At 73.2% G+C, this 24426-nt stretch carries 18 protein-coding genes, 1 tRNA gene and 1 riboswitch; of the genes, 10 read left to right on the top strand and 9 right to left on the bottom strand.

The features are described from left to right. Positions 1 to 42: 42 nt before the first annotated feature. The gene (locus ACFVYS_RS40950; protein WP_389510601.1) at positions 43 to 807 is read right to left on the bottom strand and encodes a hemolysin III family protein; all 765 of its coding nucleotides are present in this window, start codon (positions 805 to 807) and stop codon (positions 43 to 45) included. Between the two features lie 211 nt (positions 808 to 1018). Here ACFVYS_RS40950 and ACFVYS_RS40955 point away from each other — a divergent pair, with 211 nt between their 5' ends. Genes ACFVYS_RS40955 through ACFVYS_RS40970 form a run of 4 tightly spaced genes read left to right on the top strand, consistent with a single transcriptional unit; the run spans position 1019 to position 4238 of the window. Then, positions 1019 to 2185, top strand: a complete 1167-nt coding sequence (locus ACFVYS_RS40955; RefSeq protein ID WP_389510602.1) for a N(5)-(carboxyethyl)ornithine synthase — start codon at positions 1019 to 1021, stop codon at positions 2183 to 2185. 55 nt (positions 2186 to 2240) lie between these two features. Beyond that, positions 2241 to 3062, top strand: a complete 822-nt coding sequence (locus ACFVYS_RS40960; protein WP_389510604.1) for a DeoR/GlpR family DNA-binding transcription regulator — start codon at positions 2241 to 2243, stop codon at positions 3060 to 3062. 31 nt (positions 3063 to 3093) lie between these two features. Further along, a complete protein-coding gene (locus ACFVYS_RS40965; protein WP_389510636.1) occupies positions 3094 to 3486 on the top strand; it encodes a DUF4406 domain-containing protein in 393 nt (130 codons plus the stop codon). Next, positions 3483 to 4238 (top strand): NUDIX domain-containing protein, encoded by a 756-nt coding sequence (locus ACFVYS_RS40970; RefSeq protein WP_389510606.1) that lies wholly within the window; start codon positions 3483 to 3485, stop codon positions 4236 to 4238. Before ACFVYS_RS40965 ends, ACFVYS_RS40970 begins: the two co-directional genes overlap by 4 nt. Here ACFVYS_RS40970 and ribA read toward each other — a convergent pair. Together ribA and ACFVYS_RS40980 are read right to left on the bottom strand one after the other, a co-directional pair. Beyond that, on the bottom strand, positions 4216 to 4857 hold the full coding sequence (gene ribA, locus ACFVYS_RS40975) for a GTP cyclohydrolase II (protein ID WP_389510608.1): 642 nt from the start codon (positions 4855 to 4857) through the stop codon (positions 4216 to 4218). The genes ACFVYS_RS40970 and ribA overlap by 23 nt on opposite strands. 166 nt (positions 4858 to 5023) lie before the next feature. After that, positions 5024 to 5548: a MarR family winged helix-turn-helix transcriptional regulator gene (locus ACFVYS_RS40980; protein ID WP_389510610.1), complete on the bottom strand. Its 525-nt coding sequence runs from the start codon at positions 5546 to 5548 to the stop codon at positions 5024 to 5026. A gap of 68 nt (positions 5549 to 5616) precedes the next feature. Here ACFVYS_RS40980 and ACFVYS_RS40985 point away from each other — a divergent pair, with 68 nt between their 5' ends. From ACFVYS_RS40985 to ACFVYS_RS41000, 4 genes are all read left to right on the top strand, one after another. Next, positions 5617 to 6744 carry a dihydrofolate reductase family protein gene (locus tag ACFVYS_RS40985; RefSeq protein WP_389510612.1) on the top strand — a complete coding sequence of 376 codons (1128 nt, stop codon included), beginning with the start codon at positions 5617 to 5619 and terminating at the stop codon, positions 6742 to 6744. Between the two features lie 71 nt (positions 6745 to 6815). Beyond that, positions 6816 to 6889, top strand: a tRNA-Met gene (locus ACFVYS_RS40990). Between the two features lie 337 nt (positions 6890 to 7226). Then, positions 7227 to 7395: riboswitch (cyclic di-AMP (ydaO/yuaA leader) on the top strand. Positions 7396 to 7402: 7 nt separating this feature from the next. After that, a complete protein-coding gene (locus ACFVYS_RS40995) occupies positions 7403 to 8425 on the top strand; it encodes a M23 family metallopeptidase (protein ID WP_389510614.1) in 1023 nt (340 codons plus the stop codon). Positions 8426 to 8601: 176 nt separating this feature from the next. After that, positions 8602 to 9546, top strand: coding sequence for an aldo/keto reductase (locus ACFVYS_RS41000; RefSeq protein ID WP_389510616.1), 945 nt, complete (start codon positions 8602 to 8604; stop codon positions 9544 to 9546). Positions 9547 to 9579: 33 nt separating this feature from the next. On the opposite strand, the gene ACFVYS_RS41005 is transcribed toward ACFVYS_RS41000, so the two are convergent. The 4 genes from ACFVYS_RS41005 to ACFVYS_RS41020 all read right to left on the bottom strand — a co-directional run bounded on the left by ACFVYS_RS41005 (position 9580) and on the right by ACFVYS_RS41020 (position 14895). Continuing rightward, positions 9580 to 11136 (bottom strand): PrsW family intramembrane metalloprotease, encoded by a 1557-nt coding sequence (locus ACFVYS_RS41005; protein ID WP_389510618.1) that lies wholly within the window; start codon positions 11134 to 11136, stop codon positions 9580 to 9582. A 92-nt stretch (positions 11137 to 11228) separates the two neighbouring features. Next, positions 11229 to 12071: a tRNA (guanosine(46)-N7)-methyltransferase TrmB gene (trmB, locus tag ACFVYS_RS41010; RefSeq protein WP_389510620.1), complete on the bottom strand. Its 843-nt coding sequence runs from the start codon at positions 12069 to 12071 to the stop codon at positions 11229 to 11231. Positions 12072 to 12165: 94 nt separating this feature from the next. Continuing rightward, entirely contained in the window at positions 12166 to 13383 is a 1218-nt protein-coding gene (lhgO, locus tag ACFVYS_RS41015; RefSeq protein ID WP_389510638.1) for an L-2-hydroxyglutarate oxidase, read from the bottom strand. A gap of 87 nt (positions 13384 to 13470) precedes the next feature. Further along, positions 13471 to 14895 carry an MFS transporter gene (locus tag ACFVYS_RS41020; protein ID WP_389510622.1) on the bottom strand — a complete coding sequence of 475 codons (1425 nt, stop codon included), beginning with the start codon at positions 14893 to 14895 and terminating at the stop codon, positions 13471 to 13473. A 706-nt stretch (positions 14896 to 15601) separates the two neighbouring features. Here ACFVYS_RS41020 and ACFVYS_RS41025 point away from each other — a divergent pair. Further along, entirely contained in the window at positions 15602 to 17722 is a 2121-nt protein-coding gene (locus ACFVYS_RS41025; protein WP_389510624.1) for an asparagine synthase-related protein, read from the top strand. Positions 17723 to 17780: 58 nt separating this feature from the next. Next, the gene (locus ACFVYS_RS41030) at positions 17781 to 21173 is read left to right on the top strand and encodes a BTAD domain-containing putative transcriptional regulator (protein ID WP_389510626.1); all 3393 of its coding nucleotides are present in this window, start codon (positions 17781 to 17783) and stop codon (positions 21171 to 21173) included. Here ACFVYS_RS41030 and ACFVYS_RS41035 read toward each other — a convergent pair. Together ACFVYS_RS41035 and ACFVYS_RS41040 are read right to left on the bottom strand one after the other, a co-directional pair. Next, positions 21160 to 23169: a sigma-70 family RNA polymerase sigma factor gene (locus ACFVYS_RS41035; protein WP_389510628.1), complete on the bottom strand. Its 2010-nt coding sequence runs from the start codon at positions 23167 to 23169 to the stop codon at positions 21160 to 21162. The two genes, ACFVYS_RS41030 and ACFVYS_RS41035, sit on opposite strands and share 14 nt — an antisense overlap. A gap of 341 nt (positions 23170 to 23510) precedes the next feature. Beyond that, on the bottom strand, positions 23511 to 24278 hold the full coding sequence (locus tag ACFVYS_RS41040) for a TetR/AcrR family transcriptional regulator (RefSeq protein ID WP_389510630.1): 768 nt from the start codon (positions 24276 to 24278) through the stop codon (positions 23511 to 23513). Between the last annotated feature and the right edge of the window lie 148 nt (positions 24279 to 24426).

Below are 24426 nucleotides of genomic sequence, written 5' to 3' on the forward strand. Positions count from 1 at the left end.
CCCCGGTGCCGTACGGCACCGGGGCCCCTGCGGCGTCCGGGGTCAGTAGGCGGCGAGCGAGATGGCGACGTAGTGCGAGGCGAAGGCTGCCACGGTCAGGGTGTGGAACACCTCGTGGAAGCCGAACCAGCGGGGTGAGGGGTCGGGGCGGCGGAGGGCGTAGACCACCGCACCCGCGCTGTAGAGGAGACCGCCGGTCACCACCAGGGTGAGTACGGCCGCTCCGCCGGTGTGCAGGAAGTCGGGCAGATAACTCACCGGTGCCCAGCCCAGGGCCAGGTAGCAGGGCGTGTACAGCCAGCGGGGAGCCGAGACCCACAGGACACGGAAGGCGATGCCGGCCAGCGCGCCCGCCCAGACGATCCACAGCAGCAGGGCCCGCTGGTCCGCGGGCACGAGGAGCACGGCCAGCGGGGTGCAGGTGCCGGCGATGATCAGGAAGATGTTGGCGTGGTCCAGACGACGCAGAACGGCCTCGCCCAGCGGCCCCCAGGTGCCCAGGTGGTAGACGGCGCTCGTCCCGAACAGCAGCCAGGCGGTGACGGCGTACACGGCGCAGGCCAGGGTCGCCCGAGGGGTCCCGGCCAGGCAGATCAGGACGATGCCGGCGCTCAGTGAGGCGGGGACCATCGCGGCGTGGAGCCAGCCACGCAGCTTCGGCTTGATCGGCTCGACCAGGTCGGCCGCCCGCTCCACCAGGTCGGTGACGGGGTGCGGGTTCTGCCCGGCACCGCTTCCGCCGTCGACGTCTTCGCGGGACACGGCTTCCCGTGCTGTCCCGGCCCTCTGGGCATCATCGGCAACCATTCGATCATGCTAGAAGCCCGCGGGGGCCCCGGGTGACCGCTGGACCTGCGGAACCTTCGAGCTCAAACGAGCAGCGGGCGCTCGGTGGCCGGGCCGGGAGTACGGTGGCGGTACCGAGCGCACCTCGCACGCCGTCATCCGTTTCGGCGTCGCCCTCGGGGAACGGCAATGCCGGAGCACATCGTGTCCGGTCGGAAATGAGCCTCCCCACATGAGCCTGATGAGTCTCGGAGTATTCGCCTCCTCCCGCAAGGAGAACGAGTTCCGCCTCCCGTTGCACCCCCGTCACCTCGACCGGATCGCCCCGGACGTACGTGCGCGGATCTATCTCGAACAGGGCTACGGCGAACGGTTCGGCATCGACGACGACGCGCTGCGACCACTCGTCGCCGGCCTGCGCTCCCGCGAGCAGCTCATCGCCGAGTGCGACATCGCGCTGCTGCCCAAGCCGATGCACGACGACATCGCCGAGCTGCGCGAGGGCCAGATCCTGTGGGGATGGCCGCACTGTGTGCAGGACGAGAAGATGACCCAGATCGGCATCGACCGGCGGCTGACGCTGATCGCCTGGGAGGCCATGAACCACTGGACCTCCACGGGCGCCTTCAGCGTCCATGTGTTCCACAAGAACAACGAGCTCGCCGGCTACTGCTCGGTGCTGCACGCTCTCCAGCTCGGCGGGCAGACCGGCCACTACGGCCGCCGCCTGCGTGCGGTGGTCATCAGCTTCGGCGCCACGGCGCGCGGAGCGGTCACCGGTCTGGGCGCCATGGGGGTCACGGACGTCACGGTGCTCACCCAGCGCGCGGCCGCGGCGGTGGCCTCGCCGATGCCCTCGGTCGTGATGGCCCACTTCGAGGAGCAGGAGGACGATCCGACGCGCCTGCGGGCGGTCACCGCGGCCGGTTCCATGCCGCTGGCGGAGTACCTGGCCGGGTTCGACGTCATCGTCAACTGCGTCCTGCAGGACACCGACGCGCCGCTCATGTTCGTCACCGAGGAGGAACTCGCCCTGTTCCGGCCGGGCACCTTCTTCGTCGACGTCGCCTGCGACGAGGGCATGGGCTTCGCGTGGGCCCGCCCGACCACCTTCGGCGAGCCCATGTCCGCGGTGGGGCCGGGGTGCCACTACTACGCGGTGGATCACAGCCCGTCCCACCTGTGGAACTCCGCCACCTGGGAGATCAGCGAGGCGCTCCTTCCGTATCTGCGCAAGGTCATGAGCGGCCCCGCGGCATGGGACGCCGATCCCACGGTCAGGAAGGCGATCGAGATCCGCGACGGGGTCGTCCAGAACCCGAAGATCCTCTCCTTCCAGCACCGGTCGGCCGCCTATCCGCACGCTCTCGAGGTCGGGGCGGATCCGCTGAGCTCCTAGGCATCGATGAACATGTCGATGTTCATTCGAACATGGGCATGGTAGAAATGGCGCCATGGATGTCGCGGACCGTCTCGACCTGACCCTTCGCCTCGTCCAGGGGCACGGACCGGACCAAGGGCAGGGGCAAGGGCAAAGTCAGGGGCGGGTCTCCGTCGCCGAGCTCGCTCAGCGGCTGGGGGTCTCGGAGATGACCGTGCGCCGGGACCTGGACGTGCTGGAGCGGCAGGGGCTGGTGCGGCGGGTGCACGGCGGGGCCGTCGCCGGGCGGCCGCGCGAGGACGGCGGCGGCTTCGAGGCCCGGCAGGCGTGGCAGGCGGCGACGAAGGACCGGCTCGGCGCGGCCGTCGCCGGACTCGTCGAGCCGGGGTCACGGGTGCTGCTGGACGCCGGGACCACGACCGTGCACGTGGCGGAACACCTCGCCGCGCGGGGCCCGTTGACCGTGGCCGTGCTCAGTCTCCAGGCGGCGCTGCGGCTGGCCGACCGGCCCGGCATCGACCTGCTGGTCGTCGGCGGCCGGTCCCGCCCGGGTGAGCGGTCCCTCGTCGGGCCGCTGGCCCTGCGCACCCTCGAGTCCCTGGCCTTCGACGTGTTCGTGATGTCGATCGGCGGAGTGCACGCCGTGCACGGCTGGTCGGAGTTCTCGATCGAGGACGCGGCCGTCAAGCGGGTGGGGCTCGGTCAGGCCGCCCGTACGGTCGCCGTCGCCGACGCGACCAAGCTCGGTGTGCGCGCGTTCAGTCAGGTCGCCCCGCTCGACGCCGTGCAGTCCTTCGTCACCGACGCCGCCGCGGCGGACCCCGCCACCCATCCCGGCGGCCCGCAGACCCTGGACGCCCTGCGTGAGGCAGGCGTCGAGACCCGGCTGGCCTGAACCCACCCCAGGAGACCCCGTGAAACCGCTGATGATCCTGGTCGCCGGCCCGTACCGTTCGGGCACCGGCGACGACCCCGCCAAGCTCGCGGCCCATGTGCGGGCCATGAACGAGGTCGCCCTCGTGCTGTTCCGCGCCGGGCATCTGCCCGTCACCGGCGAGGCGCTCGCGCTGCCCCTGCTGGAGGCGGCGGGCGGCGCCGCCCCCGGCGACCCGCTCTTCGACGAGCTCTTCCACCCCGTCGCCGAACGCCTGCTGGAGCGCTGCGACGCGGTGCTGCGCATCGGCGGTCCGTCGGAGGGCGCGGACCGGATGACCGAGCAGGCCCGTGCCCAGGGCAAGCCGGTCTACGCCGATCTCGCCGCCGTCCCCGACGCCCGCACCGCCGCCCCCGCCGCCACCCTCCTCGAAGGCCGCCGATGACCGAGCACGTCGACATCTCGCCCGCCCCCGCGTCCGGCTCCCACGACGCTCCGTCCCGCCCCGCTCCCGGCACCCCCGGCATCGACGTCCCCGACCCCCGCGGCCGCACCGGACTCGACCGCCACGGACGCGACCTCACCGGCAACGACCGGGTCCGCGTCCTCGACGTCGAGGTCCTCGCCTGCGACTGGTCCGTCCTGCGCCGCACGACCTTCGACTACCGGCACACGGACGGCCACTGGAGCCGCGAGCAGCGCGAGACGTACGACAGGGGCGACGGCGCCACGATCCTGCTCTACGACCCCGAGCGCCGCACCGTCCTGCTCACCCGGCAGTTCCGGCTGCCCGCGTACGTCAACGGTCATCCGGACGGAATGCTGCTGGAGGCCGCCGCCGGACTCCTGGACGGCGACGACCCGCGCGAGGCGATCCGCCGCGAGGCGGCCGAGGAGACCGGTCGCGCGGTGCACGACGTCGAGCATGTCTTCGACGCGTTCATGAGCCCCGGTTCGGTCACCGAGCGCCTCGGCTTCTTCGCCGCCCCCTACGACGCCTCAGCCCCCGGTGCCGACACGGCGGGCGTGGCGGCCGAGGGCGAGGACATCGCCGTCGTCGAACTCCCCTTCACCGAGGCCCTCGACCTCGTCCGCACCGGCGCGATCGCGGACGCGAAGACCATCATGCTGCTCCAGTGGGCCGCGCTGGACGGCCCGTTCGGGCCGTCGGCGGTCAGCCCACGCTCAGCCCGGTGAGGTCGGCCAGCGGCAGCGTGTGCTGGGTCTGGAGGACCTTCGCGCGCAGGTAGCGGACGTTGTGCGGGGTCGTGAAGACGCCCGTCGGGACCCGGTCCTGGACCTCGATGCCCAGGTCGCGCAACTGGCCCGCCTTGTCGGGGTTGTTGGACAGCAGGTCCAGGCTCGTGATGCCCAGGGCGCGCAGCATCTGGGCGGCGGCCGTGTAGTCCCGGTCGTCCTCGGGGAGGCCGAGCGCGGCGTTCGCCTCGTAGGTGTCCAGGCCCTGGTCCTGGAGGGCGTACGCGTCGAGCTTGTTGTAGAGGCCGATGCCGCGGCCCTCCTGACGGAGGTAGAGCAGGACACCGCCGGTGACGGCTATGCGCTCGACCGCCTCGCGCAGTTGCGGCCCGCAGTCGCAGCGGGCCGAACCGAAGACATCACCGGTCAGGCACTCGGAGTGCAGCCGGACCAGGGGGGTGGCGCCGGGCGCCGGCTCGCCGAGAACGACCGCGACGTGCTCCTGGCCGTCGACGAGGCCGTGGAAGGTGACCAGTTCGGCGTCGACGGAGTAGCCGTCGGGGAAGCGCAGCGGTACCCGGACGCGGGCGCGCGGGGTGGCGGCGGGGGTGTCGGGCATGCGGTCTCCCGGGTCCGGAGGACGGTGACAAGGCGGCACTGGGCCACCTTGTGCTTCAGATTTGAAGCAGATCCAACGAGTCGAGACCCTACCCCATGCTTTAAATTTGAAGCAACTGATTTGTGGCGCCCGTCACAGGACCGGGCTCACGCTCGAGAGGCCGCGGTCACGGGGTGCCGGAGCAGGGCGACGAGCGGCGGCGCCACGGGAGGTCCTCCGGTGCCGTCTCGCCGCCGTCCTTCTCCTGGAAACCGCGTGCGACCTGCGTGAAGATCTCCTCCAGCTGTCCCACCTGCTCGGGGGTGAGCCGGTCGAAGAGGGCCGCGCGGACGGTTTCGGCATGGCCCGGCGCCACGTTCTCCAGCACCGTCATGCCCTCGTCCGTCAGGACCGCGACGCTGCCGCGCTTGTCCTGCTGGCAGTCCTCACGCCGCACCAGCCCGTCCTTCTCCAGCCGGGAGACCGCGTAGGTCAGCCGGCTGCGGGTGATCTTCAGCCGCTCCGCGAGGTCGGTCATCCGCAGCCGCCGCTCGGGGATGTCGGAGAGGTTGGCGAGGATGGAGTAGTACAGGTGGGGCATGCCGGCGTCCTGCTGGAGCTGCCGGTCGATCGCGTCCTCGAGGAGGAGGTAGCCGGCAACGTACGCGCGCCAGGCGCGTTGCTCCTCGGGGGTGAGCCAGCGAGTCGTCATGCCCCCAGTGTAAGTTTGTTTCAAACTTGAACCAAGCCCTGCCCGTCATCCCAGGGAGAGCCGCGCCGATGCCGTACCCGTACGTCCTGCTGTCCGCCGCCGTCTCCCTCGACGGCTATCTGGACGACACCACGCCCGAGCGCCTGCTCCTCTCCAGCCGCGCCGACTTCGACCGCGTCGACGAGGTGCGGGCCTCCGTCGACGCCATCCTCATCGGCGCCGGCACGATCCGCGCCGACAACCCCCGGCTCCTCGTGAACTCCCCCGAGCGCCGCGCCGCCCGGGTGGCCGCCGGACTGCCGCCGTACCCCCTCAAGGTCACCGTCAGCGGCTCCGGCGACCTCGACCCGGCGGCGAACTTCTGGCACACGGGCGGCGAGAAGGTCGTGTACACGACGGAGAAGGGCGCCGAGCGGGTGCGCGCGCTGGGCATCGCCGCGGACGCCGTCCCGCTCGGCCCCGAACTGGACTGGCGCCGCCTCCTCGAACACCTCCACGACGTGCGCGGCGTACGGCGGCTCATGGTCGAGGGCGGCGGAACGATCCACACCCAGCTGCTCCGGCAGGGCCTCGCCGACGAACTCCAGCTCGTCCTCGCCCCGCTCTTCGTGGGCGATCCGGCCGCGCCCCGCCTGTTCGGGCCGGGCGGCTACCAGGGCGGACGCCTGCGTCTGGTGGAGACCCGGCGCATCGAGGACGTCGTCCTGAACCGCTACGAGCCCACCGCCCCCGGTGCCGGACCGCTGCCCGCCGCCGCCGACCGGCACTGGCTGGCCCTCGCCTGCGCACTCGCCGCAGACTGCCCGCCGTCGGAGACCGCCTTCAGCGTCGGCGCGGTGATCGTGGCCGCCGACGGCACGGAACTGGCGCGCGGTCACTCCCGCGAGGCCGGCGACCCGGTCGTGCACGCCGAGGAGGCCGCCCTCGCGAAGCTCGACCCCGCCGACCCCCGGCTGCCCACCGCCACCGTCTACAGCAGCCTCGAACCGTGCGCCCGCCGCTCCTCCCGCCCGGCCCCCTGCGCCCGCCTCATCCTCGACGCGGGGGTGCGCAGGGTGGTCACGGCCTGGCGCGAGCCGGACACCTTCGTCACCGAGGCGGACGGCACCGGTCTGCTGACGGCCCGGGGCGTCGACGTCCTCGTCTTCCCGGAGTACGAGGAGCGGGCGAAGCAGCCGAACCGCCACCTCCTCTGAGGCCACCGAGGCCCCGCGGATCAACCGATGTGCTTTCTGTCCCGCTGATGGCGTACAGTTGTGTTCATCGCCGCGGGGTGGAGCAGCTCGGTAGCTCGCTGGGCTCATAACCCAGAGGTCGCAGGTTCAAATCCTGTCCCCGCTACTGATGAACCGAAGGCCGGAATCCGAAAGGGTTCCGGCCTTCGGCGTTTCCGTCGACGTTTCGCCGACCGCTTAGAGGACCTGCTTCCTCACTCTTGGTGACCGGCCGACCGCCCTGCGCATAACGACTGAGTCACCATCAAAACTCCTGTGACTGATGAAGCGTTTCCGGGGCATGTCGAGGCGCGGTCAACTCGCCCGTTTTTCACCGCTGGTAGCCCAAAAGTCCAGGCCAGAAATGTTGTTGATCAAGAGGAACAGCTTGGAAACCCACCCCCGGGTCTATTAACGTTCGATAACGCAGCGCGGTCGTCCCAGCCGGCACCAGAGTCGGCTCCGTGCGGCACGTGCCGAATCCCGCAAGGGAACCGGGGAACCACCACCATGGGGTGAATCACGCGGAAGCCGTCGTGAACTCGCAGAGTCCACGACCGGTATACGCGCGTAGGAGACCTTCCCGCTCCGAACCCGTCAGCTAACCCGGTAGGCGACGGAAGGAAAGGAGTGCGCCCGCGTGGCGTCCAACCCGCCTGCCCCCGAGGCCCCGTACGCGCCCAGCCAGCGGTCCACCGAGACCTTCGGCTACGGCGACTACCGCACCGACGAGGGACCTTGGGAGGAGTGGAACCCCACCGCGGAGTCCACTCGCCCGGTACGCGGCAAGCACCGCGTCGCCAAGCAGCGCGGCGGCGGATTCGCCCGCAGCTCCACCGTTCTCGGCGTCGGCGTCATAGCCGCCGTCAGCGCGGGTGGCATGGCCAGTGCCAACACCGGCAAGGCCCCGGTCTCCATCTCGATGCCGGACCTGCCCAACGTGGGCTCGCTCATCACCGACGACGAGCCCGCCCCGGAAGCCGCGCCGGCCCTCGCCAGCTTCGGCTCCGAGACCGCCGTGGACACCGAGGAGAGCACCTCCGACGCCGGCGAGGCGCTGCGCAGCCGGATCATGGCGCAGGCCGAGTCGCAGCAGTCCCAGGTCGAGGTCAAGGCCCTCGCCGCGGCCGCCAAGGCCGAGTCCGACGCCGCCGCCAAGGCCGAGAAGGAGGCGGAGGCCAAGGCCGCCGCCGCGAAGAAGAAGGCCGCCGAGGAAGCAGCCGCCAAGGCCGAGGCCGCGCGCCTGGCCGAACTGGCCAAGCAGTACACGCTGCCGACCTCCTCGTACACCATCACCTCGACCTTCGGTCAGGCCGGTTCGCTCTGGTCCTCCGGCTACCACACGGGTCTCGACTTCGCCGCGCCGACGGGCACGCTCATCAAGGCCGTCCACAGCGGCACCATCACCGAGGCCGGCTGGGCCGGTTCCTACGGCTACCGCACCATCCTGACCCTGGACGACGGCACCGAGCTGTGGTTCTGCCACCAGTCGTCGATCAGCGTCAGTGTCGGCCAGAAGGTCGCCACCGGTGATGTGATCGGCCGGGTGGGCGCGACCGGGAACGTGACCGGGGCCCACCTCCACCTCGAGGTCCACCCCGGCGGCAGCGCCGACGGCATCGACCCGGCGGCCTGGCTGCGCGGCAAGGGCCTCAACCCCTGAGCCGTCTCCCTTGAGCCGTTCGTCCTGAGCCGTTCCTCCGGACACGTTGATCCACCCCGCAGCCCTGACGCCCTCCGCGTCGGGGCTGCCGGTGTGTGCCGGTCATGCGTGCTGTTCACACGTTCTTCGCGTCACGCCCGGAATGGGCGGGCCGTCGATGCCCGTTGAGACAGAACATGACTTCTCTTCGCAAGCTCGGCTCCTCCGACCTCGAGGTCTTCCCGCTCTCCCTCGGCGGCAACGTCTTCGGCTGGACCGCCGACGAGACGGCCTCCTTCGCCGTGCTCGACGCCTACGCGGCCGCGGGCGGCAACTTCGTCGACACCGCCGACTCCTACTCGGCGTGGATCGAGGGCAACAGCGGTGGTGAGTCCGAGACCATCATCGGCAGGTGGCTGCAGGCCCGGGGCAACCGCGACGACGTCGTGATCGCCACCAAGGTGAGCCAGCACCCCGAGTTCCCCGGCCTGTCCGCCGACAACATCAAGGCCGCCGCCGACGCCTCGCTCCGCCGTCTGGGCACCGACCACATCGACCTCTACTACACGCACTTCGACAAGCCCGAGGTGCCCGTCGAGGAGATCCTCGGCGCGCTCGACGAACTGGTGCGGGCGGGCAAGGTGCGGCACATCGCCGCCTCCAACATCACGCCCGAGCGCCTCCAGGAGTCCCTGGAGTTCTCCGACCGCGAGGGCCTGGCCCGGTACGTCGCCCTCCAGCCCCACTACAACCTGGTCTCCCGCGACACCTACGAGGGCGGTCTCCAGGGCCTCGCCGCCCGCTTCGGCCTCGCCGCCGTCCCGTACTTCGCCCTCGCCGCCGGCTTCCTCACCGGCAAGTACCGGCCCGGTACGACCGTGGAGAGCGCCCGCGCGGCCGGCGCCGCCAAGCACCTCGACACGGAGCGGGGCCGGAACGTCCTCACCGCCCTGGACGAGATCGCCCAGGCCCACGACACCCGGATCCCCACGGTCGCCCTGGCGTGGCTCGCCGCGCAGCCCACGGTGGCCGCGCCGATCGCCTCCGCGCGGACGGTCGAGCAGCTGCCGGCGCTGCTGGGGGTGGCGCAGCTGGAACTGACGGCACAGGAGATCATCCGGCTGACCCGCGCCTCGGCCTGACCCGACCCGGGCCCCGGCCCTGCCTGCCCCGGCCTACCGGTGCGGGTGGGGAGCGGGATACGGTCCCGCCGGATACCCGGGTCCGGGTCCGTGCGTGGGGCCGTGTCCGGGGCCGGGGACGTGTGCCGCGGGGTACCCGGACCCATAGCCGTACCCGTACCCGTACGACGGTGCCGCCGGACTGCCGTACACCGGAGCCGTGGGATGGCCGAATCCGGCGCCGTGGCCCTGGCCCTGGGCCTGGTCCTGGCCGTGGGCCGGACCCTGGCCGTACCCGTACGCCCCGTAGACCGGCCAGGGCGGCGCGGCCACCCGTACCGGCGGGGCCGTCATCCGGGCGGCGTGGTCCAGCGCGGGCCGGGCGACGTCCGTCCGCCGCCACAGTTCGTTGAGCAACTCCCGCTCGCGTACGAGGAAGTCCGCGCCGGCCCGCCCCCGTCGGCCGCGGTGCCGCAGGAACGCGAGGGACGTCGCGTACGCCTCGTACCGCGCGACCTCCCGCGCGGCCGGCCTGCCGAGGTGCCGGCCGGCGTACTCCCGGGCCAGTCGCCGGGCCCGCATCGAGCCGAGCGCGTAAGGCTCGGCCGGGGTGAGCCAGCCGGCGGCCGCGTAGGCGGGCAGCTCCTCGCGTACGGTGCGCAGCTCGCGTTGCCGCGTCCACACCACCAGCCAGGTCAGCAGCCCGAACGCGGGAACCATGATCGCCGCGTACACCGCGAAGAACCCGAACTCGCCGAACGACGAGGAGCCGTTCCACAGGGCGTGCATGCCCATCGCGAGGAGCAGCCCGCCCAGCGGGACCAGCACCCGCCGCAGGTGCTGGCGGTCCCCGGAGAGCGCGGCGACGCCGAAGCCGATGCCGGTCAGGACGGTGAACAGGGGGTGCGCGAACGGCGACATGACGACGCGGACGAAGAAGGTCGCGGCGGTGACCGAGGCGATGCCGGTGTCGCCCGTGAGCTGGTCGGTGCCGAAGGCGGTGCCGAGGTAGAGGATGTTCTCGGTGAAGGCGAAGCCGGTGGCGGTGACCCCGGCTATGACCACGCCGTCGACGATCCCGGTGAAGTCCCGCCTGCGGAAGAGGAACAGCAGCAGGACGGCGGCGGCCTTCGCGGACTCCTCGACGATCGGCGCTATGACGGTCGCCCCGAGGGTGTCCGCGCTGGACGGGTCGGCGGTCGCGGTGGCTATCCATCTGGTCGCGAAACTGTTGGCGATGATGGCTATCAGCGCTGCCGCGCACGCGCCCCAGGCGAAGGCGAAGACCAGGTTCCGCCAGGGTCCCGGCTCCACCCGGTCCAGCCATCGGAAGGCGGCGACCAGCAGCGGCACGGGCAGCACGGCGAGCCCGAGCCCGACCAGGAACCCTTCCGTACCGGTCTGTTCGCGCACCAGCGCGAGGATGACCAGGCCCGACAGCGTGAGCAGGGTGATCAGCGCCCCGTACCGCACCCTCCCCCAAGTTCTCGGCCGCGCTCGGCCCCGGCGGGACCCCCACCGCTGCCACCAGTGAGCGTGCCGGAGCACACCGTCCTCGGGTGCGCCGCCGGGATGCGGCGGACAGGGCGGAAACGGAGGACTGATGGCCACGGCATCGACCCTAACGAGGGAGAGGACTGTGGTGGAGGGGGAGGCCGGTCGGCGATCCTTTGGTCGATCTTGTTGATCGGCCCCTTGGGGGGTCAGCGATTCCCGGGCCGGACGCGATGCTGTACGCGACGGAAGAGCAGATCGTTCACGACGTGACCCTTGTCCAGTCCCTGTCCCTCGAAACGGGTCAGCGGCCGGAACTCGGGCCGGGGCGCGAACCCGCCGTCGGCCCGGGTGTTCTCGAAGTGGGGGTGCGCGGTGAGTACCTCGAGCATCTGCTCGGCGTACGGCTCCCAGTCCGTGGCGCAGTGCACGGTCGCGCCCGGCTTCAGCCGCGTCGCGGCCAGGTCGAGGAACTCGGGCTGGATCAGGCGCCGCTTGTGGTGGCGCTTCTTCGGCCAGGGGTCGGGGAAGTAGACGCGCAGTCCGTCGAGCGAGTCCGCCGGCAGCATCTCGCGCAGCAGGATGATCGCGTCCCCGTTGGCCACCCGGACGTTGGTCAGCCCGGTGCGGTCCGCGAGGTTGAGCAGATTCCCCTGGCCGGGGGTGTGCACGTCCACCGCGAGGATGCCGGTGTCCGGGTCGGCGGCCGCCATCTGCGCGGTCGCCTCACCCATGCCGAAGCCGATCTCCAGCACGACGGGACGGTCGTCGCCGAACAGCTCGGCGAGGTCGACGGCGTGCCCGTCGATGTCGAGCCCCCACTGGGCCCACAGCCGCTGCAACGCGTCCGCCTGCCCGGCCGTCACCCGGCTGCGCCGGGGCTGGAAGCTCCGGATCCGCCGCTCGAAGTGCGACCCGGCGGGATCGGCCTTGGGCCCGTCGGGGAACCTGGGTTCTCCCTTGGCCCGGGTGTGCCGAACGGACTCGCCCGGGTGGTGCTCGCCACCGGGAAAGGGCTGGGGGGCTTCGGGGGTGCTCACGGAATCAGACACAGTGGTGTCGATTTTACGGGTCGGCTCCCGGTGCCTGCCGCGCCCGCGAGCCCGGCACCCGACCGCCGCCTCTGCGGGCGCGGTACCCCGCCGCTCACGCGTCGGTCAGCGCTCCCAGGGCCCGGCGGGCCACTTCACGGCCGATCGGCAGTGCGGCGGTGGCCGCCGGCGAGGGAGCGTTCAGCACATGGACCGTCCGCGGCCCCTCCCGTATCAGGAAGTCGTCCACCAGAGTGCCGTCCCGCAGCACCGCCTGTGCCCGCACCCCGGCCGCCGCCCGCACCAGGTCCCCCTCCTCCACCGCCGGCAGCAGCCGGCGCACCGCGTCCACGAACGCACCCTTCGACACCGACCGCCGCAGCTCCCCGACCCCGTACCGCCAGTGCTGCCGGCCCATTCGCCACACCCCGGGCCAGGCCGCCGTCGCCATCGCCTCGCGGGGCCGTACGACGCCCCAGCCGTACCCCTCCCGGGCCAGCGCCGGCACGGCGTTGGGGCCGACGTGCACGCTCCCGTCGATCCCCCTGGTCAGATGGACGCCGAGGAACGGGAACGCCGGATCGGGCACCGGGTACACCAGCCCGCGCACCAGCTCCGGTCGCGCCAGCTCGTAGTACTCGCCCCGGAACGGCACGATCCGCACCTCCGGTTCGTCCCCCGTCAGCCGGGCGACCTCGTCGGAGTACAGCCCGGCGCAGTTCACCAGCACCCGCCCCCGTACGACGTCCCCGCGCGCGGTGAGCACCGCCGCCCCGCGCTCCGGCCGCCGGTCGATCCGCACGGCCCGCGCGCCGTACCGGATCTCCGCCCCGGAGGCCCGGCCCAGCTGCCGTGCGACGGCCGTGTAGTCGCAGATCCCCGTCGTCCGTACGCGTATGGCGGCGAGTCCCCGGACCTCGGGCTCGTACTCCGCGATCTGGGCGGCGCCCAGTTCCCGGACCGGAATCCCGTTCTCCCGGCCGCGCTGCACCAGGGCGTGCAGCCGGGGCAGCTCGGCCCGGTCCGTGGCGACGATCAGTTTGCCGGTGACGGAGTGCGCGATGCCGTACTCCGCGCAGAACTTCGTCAGCTCCGCCGCGCCGCGCACCGCGTACCGCGCCTTCAGCGACCCCGGCCGGTAGTAGATCCCGCTGTGGATGACCCCGCTGTTGCGCCCCGTCTGGTGCCGGGCGACCCCGGGCTCCTTCTCCAGCACCGTCACCCGCGTACCCGGCGCGGCACGCGTGACCGCGTACGCCGTGGACAGCCCGACGATGCCCCCGCCGACCACGAGCACATCACAGTCGTAAGCGATCTTCGACACGCACACCACCTCCCGGCTTCGATAGTGCACTGCGCCACTGACAGTGCCTTCAAACCCGGGTCGGGCGTCGTGCGGGTCCCGCCGCCCCGCGCCGTCCTACGCCGGAGTCATCAGCAGGGGACGGGCCCGCTCGCGCAGTTCCACCACCCGGGGTTCGTCGCCGTAGGGCTCCAGCCGATGCAGAAGATCCTTGACGTACTCGGTGGTGCGGGCGGAGGAGATACGCCCGGCCACCTCCACGGCCCGCACCCCCTGTGCGCAGGCGGCGTCGAGGTTCCCCGACTCCAGTTCGGCGACCGCCGAGACGACGAGCCGCAGTCCGTGCGACCGGACGAACTCCTCCGTCGGCTGCGACAGCGCCTGCTCGGTGAACCTCCGCACCTGACGCGGAGCCTTCAGGTCGCGGTAGCACTCGGCGGCGTCGGCGGCGAACCGGTCGTAGGAGTAGAAGCCCAGCCAGGACGGGTCATGATCGCCGTCACGGGACCGCTCGAGCCAGCCCTCGGCGGCCTTCAGCGCCGCGCCGGCGGCATGCGCGTCCCCGGCGCGGGCGTGCGCGCGTGCCTCGACGAGCCGGAAGAAACTCATCGTGCGGGCCGTGGCCAGCCCCCGGTTGCGCTCCAGGGCCGCCTGCGCGAGATCGACACCCTCGTCGCCGAAGCCGCGATAGGTGGCCTGGAGGGACATGGAGGCCAGCACATACCCCCCGAGGGGTACGTCGGCCGCCGCGCGGGCGAGCCGCAGCGCCTGGATGTAGTAGCGCTGCGCGGCCTCCTGCTGACCGGTGTCGAAGGCCATCCACCCCGCGAGCCGGGTCAGTTCGGCGCTCGCTCCGAACAGGGCCCGGCCGACCTCGTCGGAGTAAGCGCCGAGCAGCAGCGGAGCCGCCTCCACCCGCAGGCACTCCGGCACCATGGACGAACGCCAGTCGCCGCCTCCGTACTTGGAGTCCCAGCGTCTGGCGTCCTCGGCGGCCTCGCGGAGCTTCTGCACATCACTGTGGCCGACTTTGAGCGGTGCGCCGGACTCCTCCACGAGGTGTGCGTCGCGCGCCACCGAACTGTCGGCCGGGGTTATCAGCCACCGTGAGGCGGGCGTCGCGTACGCGCTTACTGCGAACGATCCGGCCAGCGACTGCCAGATGCCCCCGGAACCGGCCCGGCGGCCGGCGAGGTCGAGGCGGTAGAGCTCCGTGGCGGAGCGCACGGCCTGGTTGACGTCCCTGGGGAAGGCGAGGCCCACTTCGGGCGCGGGATCCGCGTCCGCCAGGCCGATCTCGTGGAGCGGCACCGGACGGCCGAGCTTCTGACCGATGGCGGCCGCGATGAGGTGGGGCGCGGCGCCCTGCGGCACCATGCCCTTCGACACCCAGCGCGCCACGGACGTCTTGTCGTAGCGAAGAGTCAACCCGCGTTGAGCGCCAAGATCGTTGACGCGTCGCGCGAGTCCTGCGTTGCTGATTCCCGCGAGGGCGAGAACGGCGCCGAGTTTTTCGTTCGGCCCGCGTTGCTCCCTGGACATTGCGCCACCCCTCGACACAGACGGCTGCCGCGCTGGCATAACCATGCGGCATTCGTAAACCCAGCGTAGTTCGCCGCATCCCAAGCGTTAAGGGGCATTCTTCCGGTTGGCGGGATTGTGGTCCGTACGAATGCCGGGACGCCGGTACGGACCGTCGCGGCGTGCCCCCGCTGTGTGGCCGTGCGCCCGGCCGTGCGCTCTTCTCCGGCCACCGGGGGAGCGGTTCCATGGGCCGTGCGTGGGTCGGCCCGCTGTACTGGATCCAGTGGGCTGGGGGACACCGCCGCCTTCATCCCCGCGGGCGGCGGAACGGTCCGGGAGGCGGCGTCCGTCTCCCGGGCCGGCGCGAGCCTTACAGGGCACGCGTGTGTGTACGGAGCGTGCGCGAAGCCTGCGCGGGACGTTCTCGACGCGCGGCGCACAACGGGGATTTGGCCGAAAACCGCCCCTGTGTTCCGTGGGGGACAAGGCCTCCCACCACGGAAATCGAGGGCGCGCAGGGCGTCTTGGGGGAGCGTACCGGGGGCGCATTCACGTCGCAGACACCGGGGTGCGCAGGGACTCCCCCGGAGTCGCCGACGAGTTGACACGGGCGCAGTCCCCGGATCGTGAGCGGCGCCGCCTCCTTCTGCAGCGCGTTCTTCGTGGCAGCATGGTGAACCGTTCGTACGGTGCACTCGGTTGTCCACAGCCTGTGGAGGCGTCCATGCGGTGGTTGGTGGGATGGAGCAGCACCGCCGCGGGCGCGCTGGGCGGGTCCGTTGCTCGCGACGGCCGTCACGACGACGACGCGGCGTACGGCGGGCGGGTCGGCGACGACGGCGAGACCCTGCACCCGGTCGGCTCCCAACTCCTGTGGGGCGACCCCGATCCGCTGTGGGCCGTCGGCGACTGGCGCCCCGACGAGGTGCGGGTGGTGAAGGCCGACGCCCAGACCCGGGTCGCGGTCCTCGGCACCTGCGGCGCGACCGACGAACAGCTGCGCATCGGACTGTTCGCCGCGCGCGGAGGGGCACTTCGGCATCTGACGGCCTGGCCGGGCAGCTACACGGCGATCGTCCAGGTCGGCCGGCGCATCACCGTCTGCGGCGATCTGGCGGGCGCGCGCCCGGTGTTCCACACCCCCTGGGCCGGTGGCACGGCGTACGCGACGGCCGCGCTGCCGCTGGCCGACCTCGTCGAGGCCAACCTCGACTTCGGCCACCTGGCGGCGCTCCTCGCCGCCCCCGACGTACCGGCCGCTCTGCACGACTCCACCCCGTACGACGGCGTGCACCGCATTCCGCCGGGGCACGCGCTGATCCTTCGCGCCGGGGCCCGTGAGATCGCCGGGTACGAGCAGGTCGCCTCGCTCGCCGTGGCGGCGCCCCTCGCCGACCCGGACAGCGCCGTCGGCGCCGTACGCGACGCGCTCATCGAGGCGGTACGCGCGCGTCTGGCCGCGCCCCGGCACGTCCCCGACATCGACCCGGGCCCCGTGCCCGGCATGGGGCCCGCGGAACGGCGTGCCGCGCGCGGGATGCCCGTTCCGGGCATCGGCGCCGACCTGTCCGGCGGTCCGGCCTCCGGCACGCTGGCGCTCCTCGCGGCGGGTCTGCCCGGCATGCCGGGCACGCTGCTGGGGCACGGCACGGGCGCGGGGGAGCGGCTGCTGGCCGTCACCTTCAACGACCTGGCCGTCGGCGGACGCGAGGCCGAGCTGGAACGGGCCGGCACCCTCGCGGCCAACCCGCGCCTGCACCACGTCGTAGTGGCCGGCGGCGAGGAGGCCCTGCCGTACGCCGACCTGGACGGCCCGCTGACCGACGAACCCGGCCCGAGCCTGGTCACGGCCGCCCGCCACCGGGCGCGCCTCGCGGCGGGCAGCGCGGACCACTTCACGGGCTATGGCGCCCGCCAGGTGCTGGACGCCCACCCGGCCCGCCTCGCGGATCTGTTGATGGACCGCAAACGCCGTCATCTGGTGCGCCCGGTGGCGGCGCTGACGAAGGCCGACGGCTCGGTGCTCGTCCCCGCGCGCGTGTACGGCGCGGCCCGCCGGCTGGCCCGTACGTCGTACCGCGCGGGCGTGGAGGGCCTGGCCGAACACCTCCTGCACCGAAGCTTCAGCTCCGACGACGCCTCAGGTGCCGTAGGGGCCTCCCTGGCGGCCCTCACCTGGGGTGGAGCGGGCCCCGCCGCGCGCTGGCTGACGGGGGAGGCGCTGGCTGAAGTATCGGTTCGCCTGCAGGGGGCCGCGCACCGCACCGGCGTGGGACCCGGCCAGCGTCCGGGCGACTACCGGGCCCGCGCCGCCCTCGCCAGGCACGCCATGGACCTGCGCGTCCTGGAACAGGCCGCCGAGATCCGCTCCCAGCGACTGCACGCGCCGTTCCTCGACAACCAGGTCGTCCGCGCCTGCCGCGCGCTCCCCGAGACCCTGCGCGTGCAACCGGGGGCGCGGGCCGCGATCCTGCGCACCGTCCTCAAGGGCGCCGGCGTCACCGACCTCCCGCCCGGCTGGGGCGCCCCCTCCCAGGCGTCCGCCACCGCGGCGGCCCGGGCGGGCCTGCGCATGGCGATGGACCCCCTCCTCACCCTCTTCGAGGCGCCCCTCCTCGCGGAGGCGGGCCTGATCGAGGCGAGAGTGGTCCGCAAGGCCCTCAGGGCCGCCGCGGCGGGCGAACCCCTCCCCCTGGACGGCCTGGCCGACCTGGTCTCCCTGGAACTCTGGCTCCGCCGTCTGCTGTCCCGCAGGGGCACCTGCTGGACGGGCACACCGGCACGCGCGCGTGCCGTACCGGCGGGCATCGCGCCCCAGCGGCGGGCGGTCTCCTCCGGAGGGTGAGAGACCCACCGCCCACAAACCCCGTGCCCCACGCCTCACCCCCGGTGACAATGAGCGAGTGCGGTACAGAATTCTGGGCGTCACCCAGACAGCGGACGACCAGGGCGACGCCGTACCCGTTCCCGGTGCCCGGCTCCGCGCCCTCCTCACGGCCCTGGCCCTGCGCCCGGGCCGGCTCACCGCCCCGGAGACCCTCATCGACGAGGTGTGGGGCGATACCCCGCCCCAGGACGCCCCGGCCGCCCTCCAGGCCCTGATCGGCCGTCTCCGCCGTGCCGTCGGCAAGGACAGCGTCACCTCCGCCCCGGGCGGGTACGCCCTCGCCGCGACCGAGGACGACGTCGACCTCTTCGTCTTCGAACGTCTCGTACGCCGGGGCAACGAAGCGCTGGGACGAGGTGACGCCCCCACGGCCGCCCGCACCCTGGACGACGCCCTCGCCCTGTGGCGCGGCCCCGCCCTCGCCGACCTCCCCGACCGCACCGCGGCCACCCGCCCGGAGGCGCTCCGGATGGAGGCCACCCGCGCCCGTGCCGAGGCGGACCTCCTCCTCGGCCGCGCCCGCGAAGCCGTACCGCGCCTGACCGAACTGGCCGCGGCGCACCCGTACGACGAGCCGCTGCACGCCCTCCTCATCCGCGCCCTGCGCGACACCGGCCGCGAAGCCGATGCCCTCGCCGCGTACGAGACCGCCCGCCGCACCCTCGCCGACGGCCTCGGCACCGACCCCGGCCCGCACCTGCGCGCCCTGCACACCGAACTCCTCAACCGCCCGGAACCGGCCCACGGCACCCCACCGGCCCACAGCCCCGGACCGGTTGCACCGCCGACGCCCCGTACACCGCTCCAACTTCCCGAGCGCACCGGCAACATCCGTCCGCGACTCACCTCCTTCGTGGGCCGGGAACCCGAGCTCGACGCCATCCGTTCCGAAGTGCACAGGGCCCGTCTCGTCACGCTCACCGGACCGGGCGGCTCCGGGAAGACCCGCCTCGCCGAGGAAGCCGCCGCCGGGCTTCCGCAGGCGTGGCTGGCCGAGCTGGCGCCGCTCGACCGGCCGGAGGCGGTGCCGGGCGCGGTGGTCAGTGCCCTCGGTCTGCGCGAGACCGTCCTGATGACCACCGAGCTGACGTCCCCGCAGGACGACCCGGTCGCCCTGCTCGTCGAGTACTGCGCCCCGCGCAGCCAACTCCTGATCCTTGACAACTGCGAACATGTCATCGGCGCGGCCGCCGCCCTCGCCGAGACCCTCCTCACCCGCTGCCCCGGGCTCACGATCCTCGCCACCAGCCGTGAACCCCTGGGCGTCCCCGGCGAGTCGGTCCGCCCGGTCGAGCCCCTCCTCCCCGAGCAGGCGCACCGCCTCTTCACCGAGCGCGCGACCGCCGTCCGCCCCGACGCGGCAGCCGCCCTGCGGGACGAGGAGGCGATCGCGGAGATCTGCCGGCGGCTGGACGGACTGCCGCTCGCCATCGAACTGGCCGCCGCCCGGCTCCGGCTGCTCACCCCGCGCCAGATCGCCGACCGCCTCGACGACCGCTTCCGTCTCCTCACCTCGGGCAGCCGCACGGTCCTGCCCCGCCAGCAGACCCTGCGTGCCGTCGTCGACTGGTCGTGGGACCTGCTCGACGAGCCGGAGCGCACACTGCTGCGCGAGCTGTCCGTGTTCGCGGGCGGCTGGGACCTGGAGGCGGCGGAAGCCGTGTGCACCGGCCCGGTCGCGGACCTGGTCGGCGCGCTCGTCGACAAGTCCCTGGTCGTCGCCGCGCCGTGCGAGCGGGGCGACGGAGGCGGCATGCGCTACCGCATGCTGGAGACGATCCACGAGTACGCCACCGAACGCGCCGCCGAGCTCCCCCGGTGCCGCGCGGCGGCCCGACGGCGCCACCGCGCGTGGGTGCGCGCGCTCGTCGAGCGGGCCGACCCGCTGCTGCGCTCGGCCGGGCAACTCCTGTGGATCTCCCGCCTGGAGACCGAACTGGACAACATCCGCGTGGCCCTCCAGCGCGCGCTCACGTCGGGCGACGAGGAGGAGGCCATCGCCCTCTGTCTCGCCACGGGATGGTTCTGGTGGCTGCGCAACTACCGCCACGAGGGCGCCGAGTGGAGCGACCGGACCCTGCGCCTCGGCGCCGTCCTGGACACCCTCCGGGAGACCGGGCCCGCAGTGCCGTTCACCGTCCCCGTCGACCTCACCGCCCGCATGGCCGCCCTGGACCCCGTCGACGCCCTGCTCGGAACGCCCGCCGCCACGGAGGAGGCCCACCCCCGGCACGCGCAGCGGATGAATCTGCGGATGCTGAACCTGTTCCTGTTGTCGGAGTCCGAGCCGAAGGACCTCGCGGCGGACCCGCGCTACCAGGAGTACCTGGTCCGCCTGCGCGCCGACTACGAGCCGGGCGGCCCCCAGGCGGCGCGGATGCCCGGCCTGCTGTGGCCGCTGACGGCCTTCCAGATGCGGGACATGGTCGACGTTCGGGGGGTCCTGGACCGGGCCGTCGCCAACTGCCGCCTGCACGGCGGCGACTGGGAGCTCGGTTGCGCCCTGATGTTCCGCACCCACATGGTCGTCGACTCACCCGGCGGGCTGCACGGCGTGGACGACGACCTGGCGGAGCTGCGCGTGCTCAGCCTGCGCGTCGGCGACCGCTGGATGCGCGCCCAGGTGTGCGGCGCGGCCGGCGAGGCGGAGATGGCGCGCGGCCGTCTGGCCGAGGCGGAGCGGGAGTACCGCGAGGCGCTGCGCCTCGCCTACGAGGTCGGGGCGTACGCCGAGTCGCCGTTCCTCATCGCCCGGCTCGCGGAGATCTCCTACCGCTCGGGCGATGTCGAGGGCGCCCTGACCGCGCTGGACGAGGCGAACAGCGCCGCCGACCGCTACGGCGTGCCCGACGTCCGCGCGTTCGTCCTCCTGCTGCGCTCCCACATCGCGCTGCACGAGGGGGAAGTGGCCCACGCGCGCGTGCTCTGCGACGAGGTACGCGTGGCGGCCGGGATGGGCACCCCGCCGCCCCAGTTCACGGCGGCGCTGAACATGCTCGACGCGGACCTCACCGCCGCCGAGTCCGGCCCCGAGCACGGCCTGCCGATGCTCGCCGACACACTGCGCCAGGCGGTGGCCGACCAGTGCGCCGAGGCGGTCACGTCGTCGATCCTGGACAGCGCGGCGTACCTGCTGACCCAGCTCGGGGACCACCCGCGCGCGACCCGTCTGCTGGCGGCCGCCGACGCCCTCCTCGGCCCCCACCCGCGCCCCGCCCCGCAGTACGTCCGGGCCGAGCTGACCGACGCCGCCGCCCGCGACGCCCTGGGCGCCGAGCGTTACGCGGCCGAGCGCGCCCTGGGCACGCCCCTGGCGGTGACCGACGCCCTGCGCGAGCTAACGCACGGCGTGTGCGACCACCCGGCCGGACCGCCGGCCGAGACCGCGACCGCGCCTACGAGCAGGTGAAGTCGGAGTCCGCCCAGTCCGCGAGCGCCACCGAGTCGAGACCACCGTGCGGCTCGACCACCAGACGCACGGTGGTGCGGCCGGCCAGATTCACATGCACGGGCACGGCCGGGTCGCCGCCCTTGATCACCCCGGACGCCCAGACCCGGCGCCCGTCGGCATAGACGGCGAAGGAGACCTTGCCGAGCTTCATCGTCAGGTCGTCGACGCCGACGAGCGCGTCGTAGGAGGTGCACGCCCGGTTGAGGTCGACGGTGACCGAGGAGTCGCCGTGCACGGTCACCCCGCGCTCGTACCGCCGGTCCGCGATGGACAGCCCGTACCGCTGCCACACCCAGCTGCTGCCGCCGAGCCGGATCTCGGGTCCGGTTCCGTCACCGCTGACGTCGAAGGACAGCCCGTTCAGCGGATAGACGACCGGGACGGGCGGCGGCGTGGGGGCCGGCGTCGGCGTGGGTGTGGGGGCCGGGGTGGGCGTCGGGGTCGGGACGGGGGTGGGTGTCGGGCTGGGCGTGGGGGTCGGCGTGGGCGTCGGCTCGGGGGCGCGGGTCGGGGTCGGGGCGGCCGCGGCGACGATCGCCGGGGGCTCCGGCGCGCGCTCCTTCGTCGGCGTCGCCGTCGGGGCGGGTGCCGGGTCGTCGGGCTGCGCGACCGGCGCCGGCGCGGACGCCGGGGGTCCGGCCTTCGGCTGCTCCGCGGGACCGCCGTGGCCGACGAGCGCGAGGACCACCGCGGCGGCCGCCACCGCGACCACACCGGCCGCGATCCCGGCCTTCACGGGGGCGCCCAGCCCCTCCGAGGCCAGCGCTCCGCCACCCGCGCCCGCTCCGCTCGACGAACCGCTCGCCGCGGCGGCCGCGCCCGCGGCGCCCGCCGCCCCCGCACCGGCGCCGCCGGCGATGAGCGCCATCGCCTTGGCGTACCCGGCGGCGCCGAACCAGCCGATGACCGCGACCGGCACGACGGCGGGGATGCTGCTGGCGACCTCCTCGATCTGGAGGGCGGCCAGCCGGCACTTGGCGCACTCCTCCAGGTGCTTGCGCAGCCCCCGTTCGGCCCGGGTGCGCAGCCTGCGGCGGGCGTACGTGCCGAGCTGGTCGGCGTAGCCGGCGCACTCCTCGTCGCTGGTGAGGGTGGCGCTGACATGGGCCTGGAGGTAGGCCTGCTTGAGGCCCTCACGGGCGCGGCTGGCGAGCACGCGCGTGCCGTTGGCGTCGAGGCCGAAGAGCATGGCGACCTCGCTCGGCGACTCGTCCTCGACCTCGGTGTGCCACAGCACCGCCTGCCAGCGCTCGGGCAGCGAGCGGAAGGCCTGCATGGCCATGGACTGCTCGGCCTCGTGCATCGCGCGCACGTCGGCGCCCAGCTCCAGGCCCGATCCGAAGGAGCCGATGGGCGCCGTGTCGTCGGCGGCTTCGGAGGAGCGGGTGGACTGCGCGGCGAACACCGCGAAGTCGTCGACGAGTTGCTCCCGCTTCGCCGACCGCGTCCAGCCGGCGGCCACCCGCCGGACGCAGGTGAGGAGGTAGGCACGGACGGCGTACTCGGGTCCTGAGCCGCCGCGCACAGCCTGGAGCATGCGGGCGAAGACCTCGGCGGTGAGGTCGTCGGCGGTGTGCGCGTCCCGGCAGCAGGTGCGGGCGTAGCGGCGCACGGCGTCGGCGTGCCGCCGGTACAGCTCCTCGTACGCCGTGTCGTCGCCCGAGCGCATCCGGTCGATCAGGTCGGTGTCGGCCGGCGGCAGGTCCCGCGGCGGCGGCAGGACGACCTCGGACCGCCGCTCGCGCTGGGCCGGAACGCTGCCCTCGGACGGGTCGTCGAGCGGGCGCAGCGGCGGACGGGCCACCGGGCCGCCCGGGCGGCCGCCTGTCGGACCGCCCAGGTGCCCGCTCGCGCGTCCACCCTGGCTCGGCACCTGCGGTGAGGTCAGGCCGTCGGCCTCCGTGTCACCGTCACCGGATGGACCGAGCGAGTCGTCCCCACCGTCAACCCTCATTGCGGAAAGCCCCCGCCGCCGGCCCAACCAGTCCTGACCACCGGGTCAGAGTGCCATATTGGCTTTTGTTCAGAACCCCGTGCGACGGGCCGTCCACTCGTCCGTGGGGACCCGGCGCAATCCAGTACTAGGTTCCACCCGTTCGGGGAAGGTTCAACTGTCGTGCCATGGGCAGCAGTTGATCTCCCTGTCGGGAATATCGCGCATATCCGGCGCGGTGGACGAGGGCGAGGGTCACCCGCCACCCCCGCCCACCGTCACCCTTTCGAGCCACCGGCCCCCATGCCGCCGACGCGACCAGGCCCGAGCCCGGATGCCGCCGACGCCACCGGGCCAGGCCCTCACGAAGAGGGACGCGACCTCAGACCCTCCAGCAGGATGTCCAGCAGCCGCGCCGAGGCTGCCGCCTGCTGAGCCGGATCCGGCAGCGAGGGCGCCGCCGTCGCGATGACCAGCAGCACGTCCGACACCGACACGTCGGTGCGCAGTTCGCCCGCCTCCCGCGCCCGCTCCACCAGCAGGCCCACGACCTCGAGCAGCGCCGCCGCTCCGGCGTCGTCGACGGCGGCCGTCGTGCCGTCGCCCGCGACGAGCCGCAGTTCACCGCCGCCCGACTGGGTCCGCTGCTGGGGCACCCGCGCCTCGTCGGCCGGCACGCCCTCGGCTTCGTCCTCCGCGACGCCGACCCGCAGCACCTGCGGCGGCAGCAGCCGCCCGGCGCCGGACGCCACGGACGTCCGCAGGAAGCGCGACAACGCCGACCACGGCTCGTCCTCCTGGCCGAGCGCCGCCCGCGCCTGATCGGTCAGCCGGGACGTCTCCTCCTCGGCTATCCGCCGCACCAGGACGTCCTTGCTCGGGAAGCGCCGGTACACCGTGCCGACCCCGACCCGCGCGCGCCGCGCCACGTCCTCCATCGGCGCGCCGTAACCCAGCTCGCCGAACACCTCGCGCGCCGCCCGCAGTACATGCTCCAGATTGCGCTGTGCGTCCACCCGCAGTGGGGCCGTCCGCGCGCTTTCGCCACGTCCGTTGCCCACCGCCGTACCGACCGCGCCGCCTGGTGAAAGGGCCGACGTGGACGACCAATGCGAATTGTGAGTGTGCATGAATGTTCCCCCGGTAATGACGTCTCCCCCCGGAGACTCTCCCCGCCATCGAAAGTCGGGGGCGTGGAACACAGGGGACGGCCTCCCGGGCCCGCCCGTCGCAGACCCGCAGAGCACTTCCCCCTGACACCCCGTCGACACACGAACA

This window comes from Streptomyces sp. NPDC058295, assembly GCF_042880655.1.
Taxonomy (GTDB): domain Bacteria; phylum Actinomycetota; class Actinomycetes; order Streptomycetales; family Streptomycetaceae; genus Streptomyces; species Streptomyces coriariae.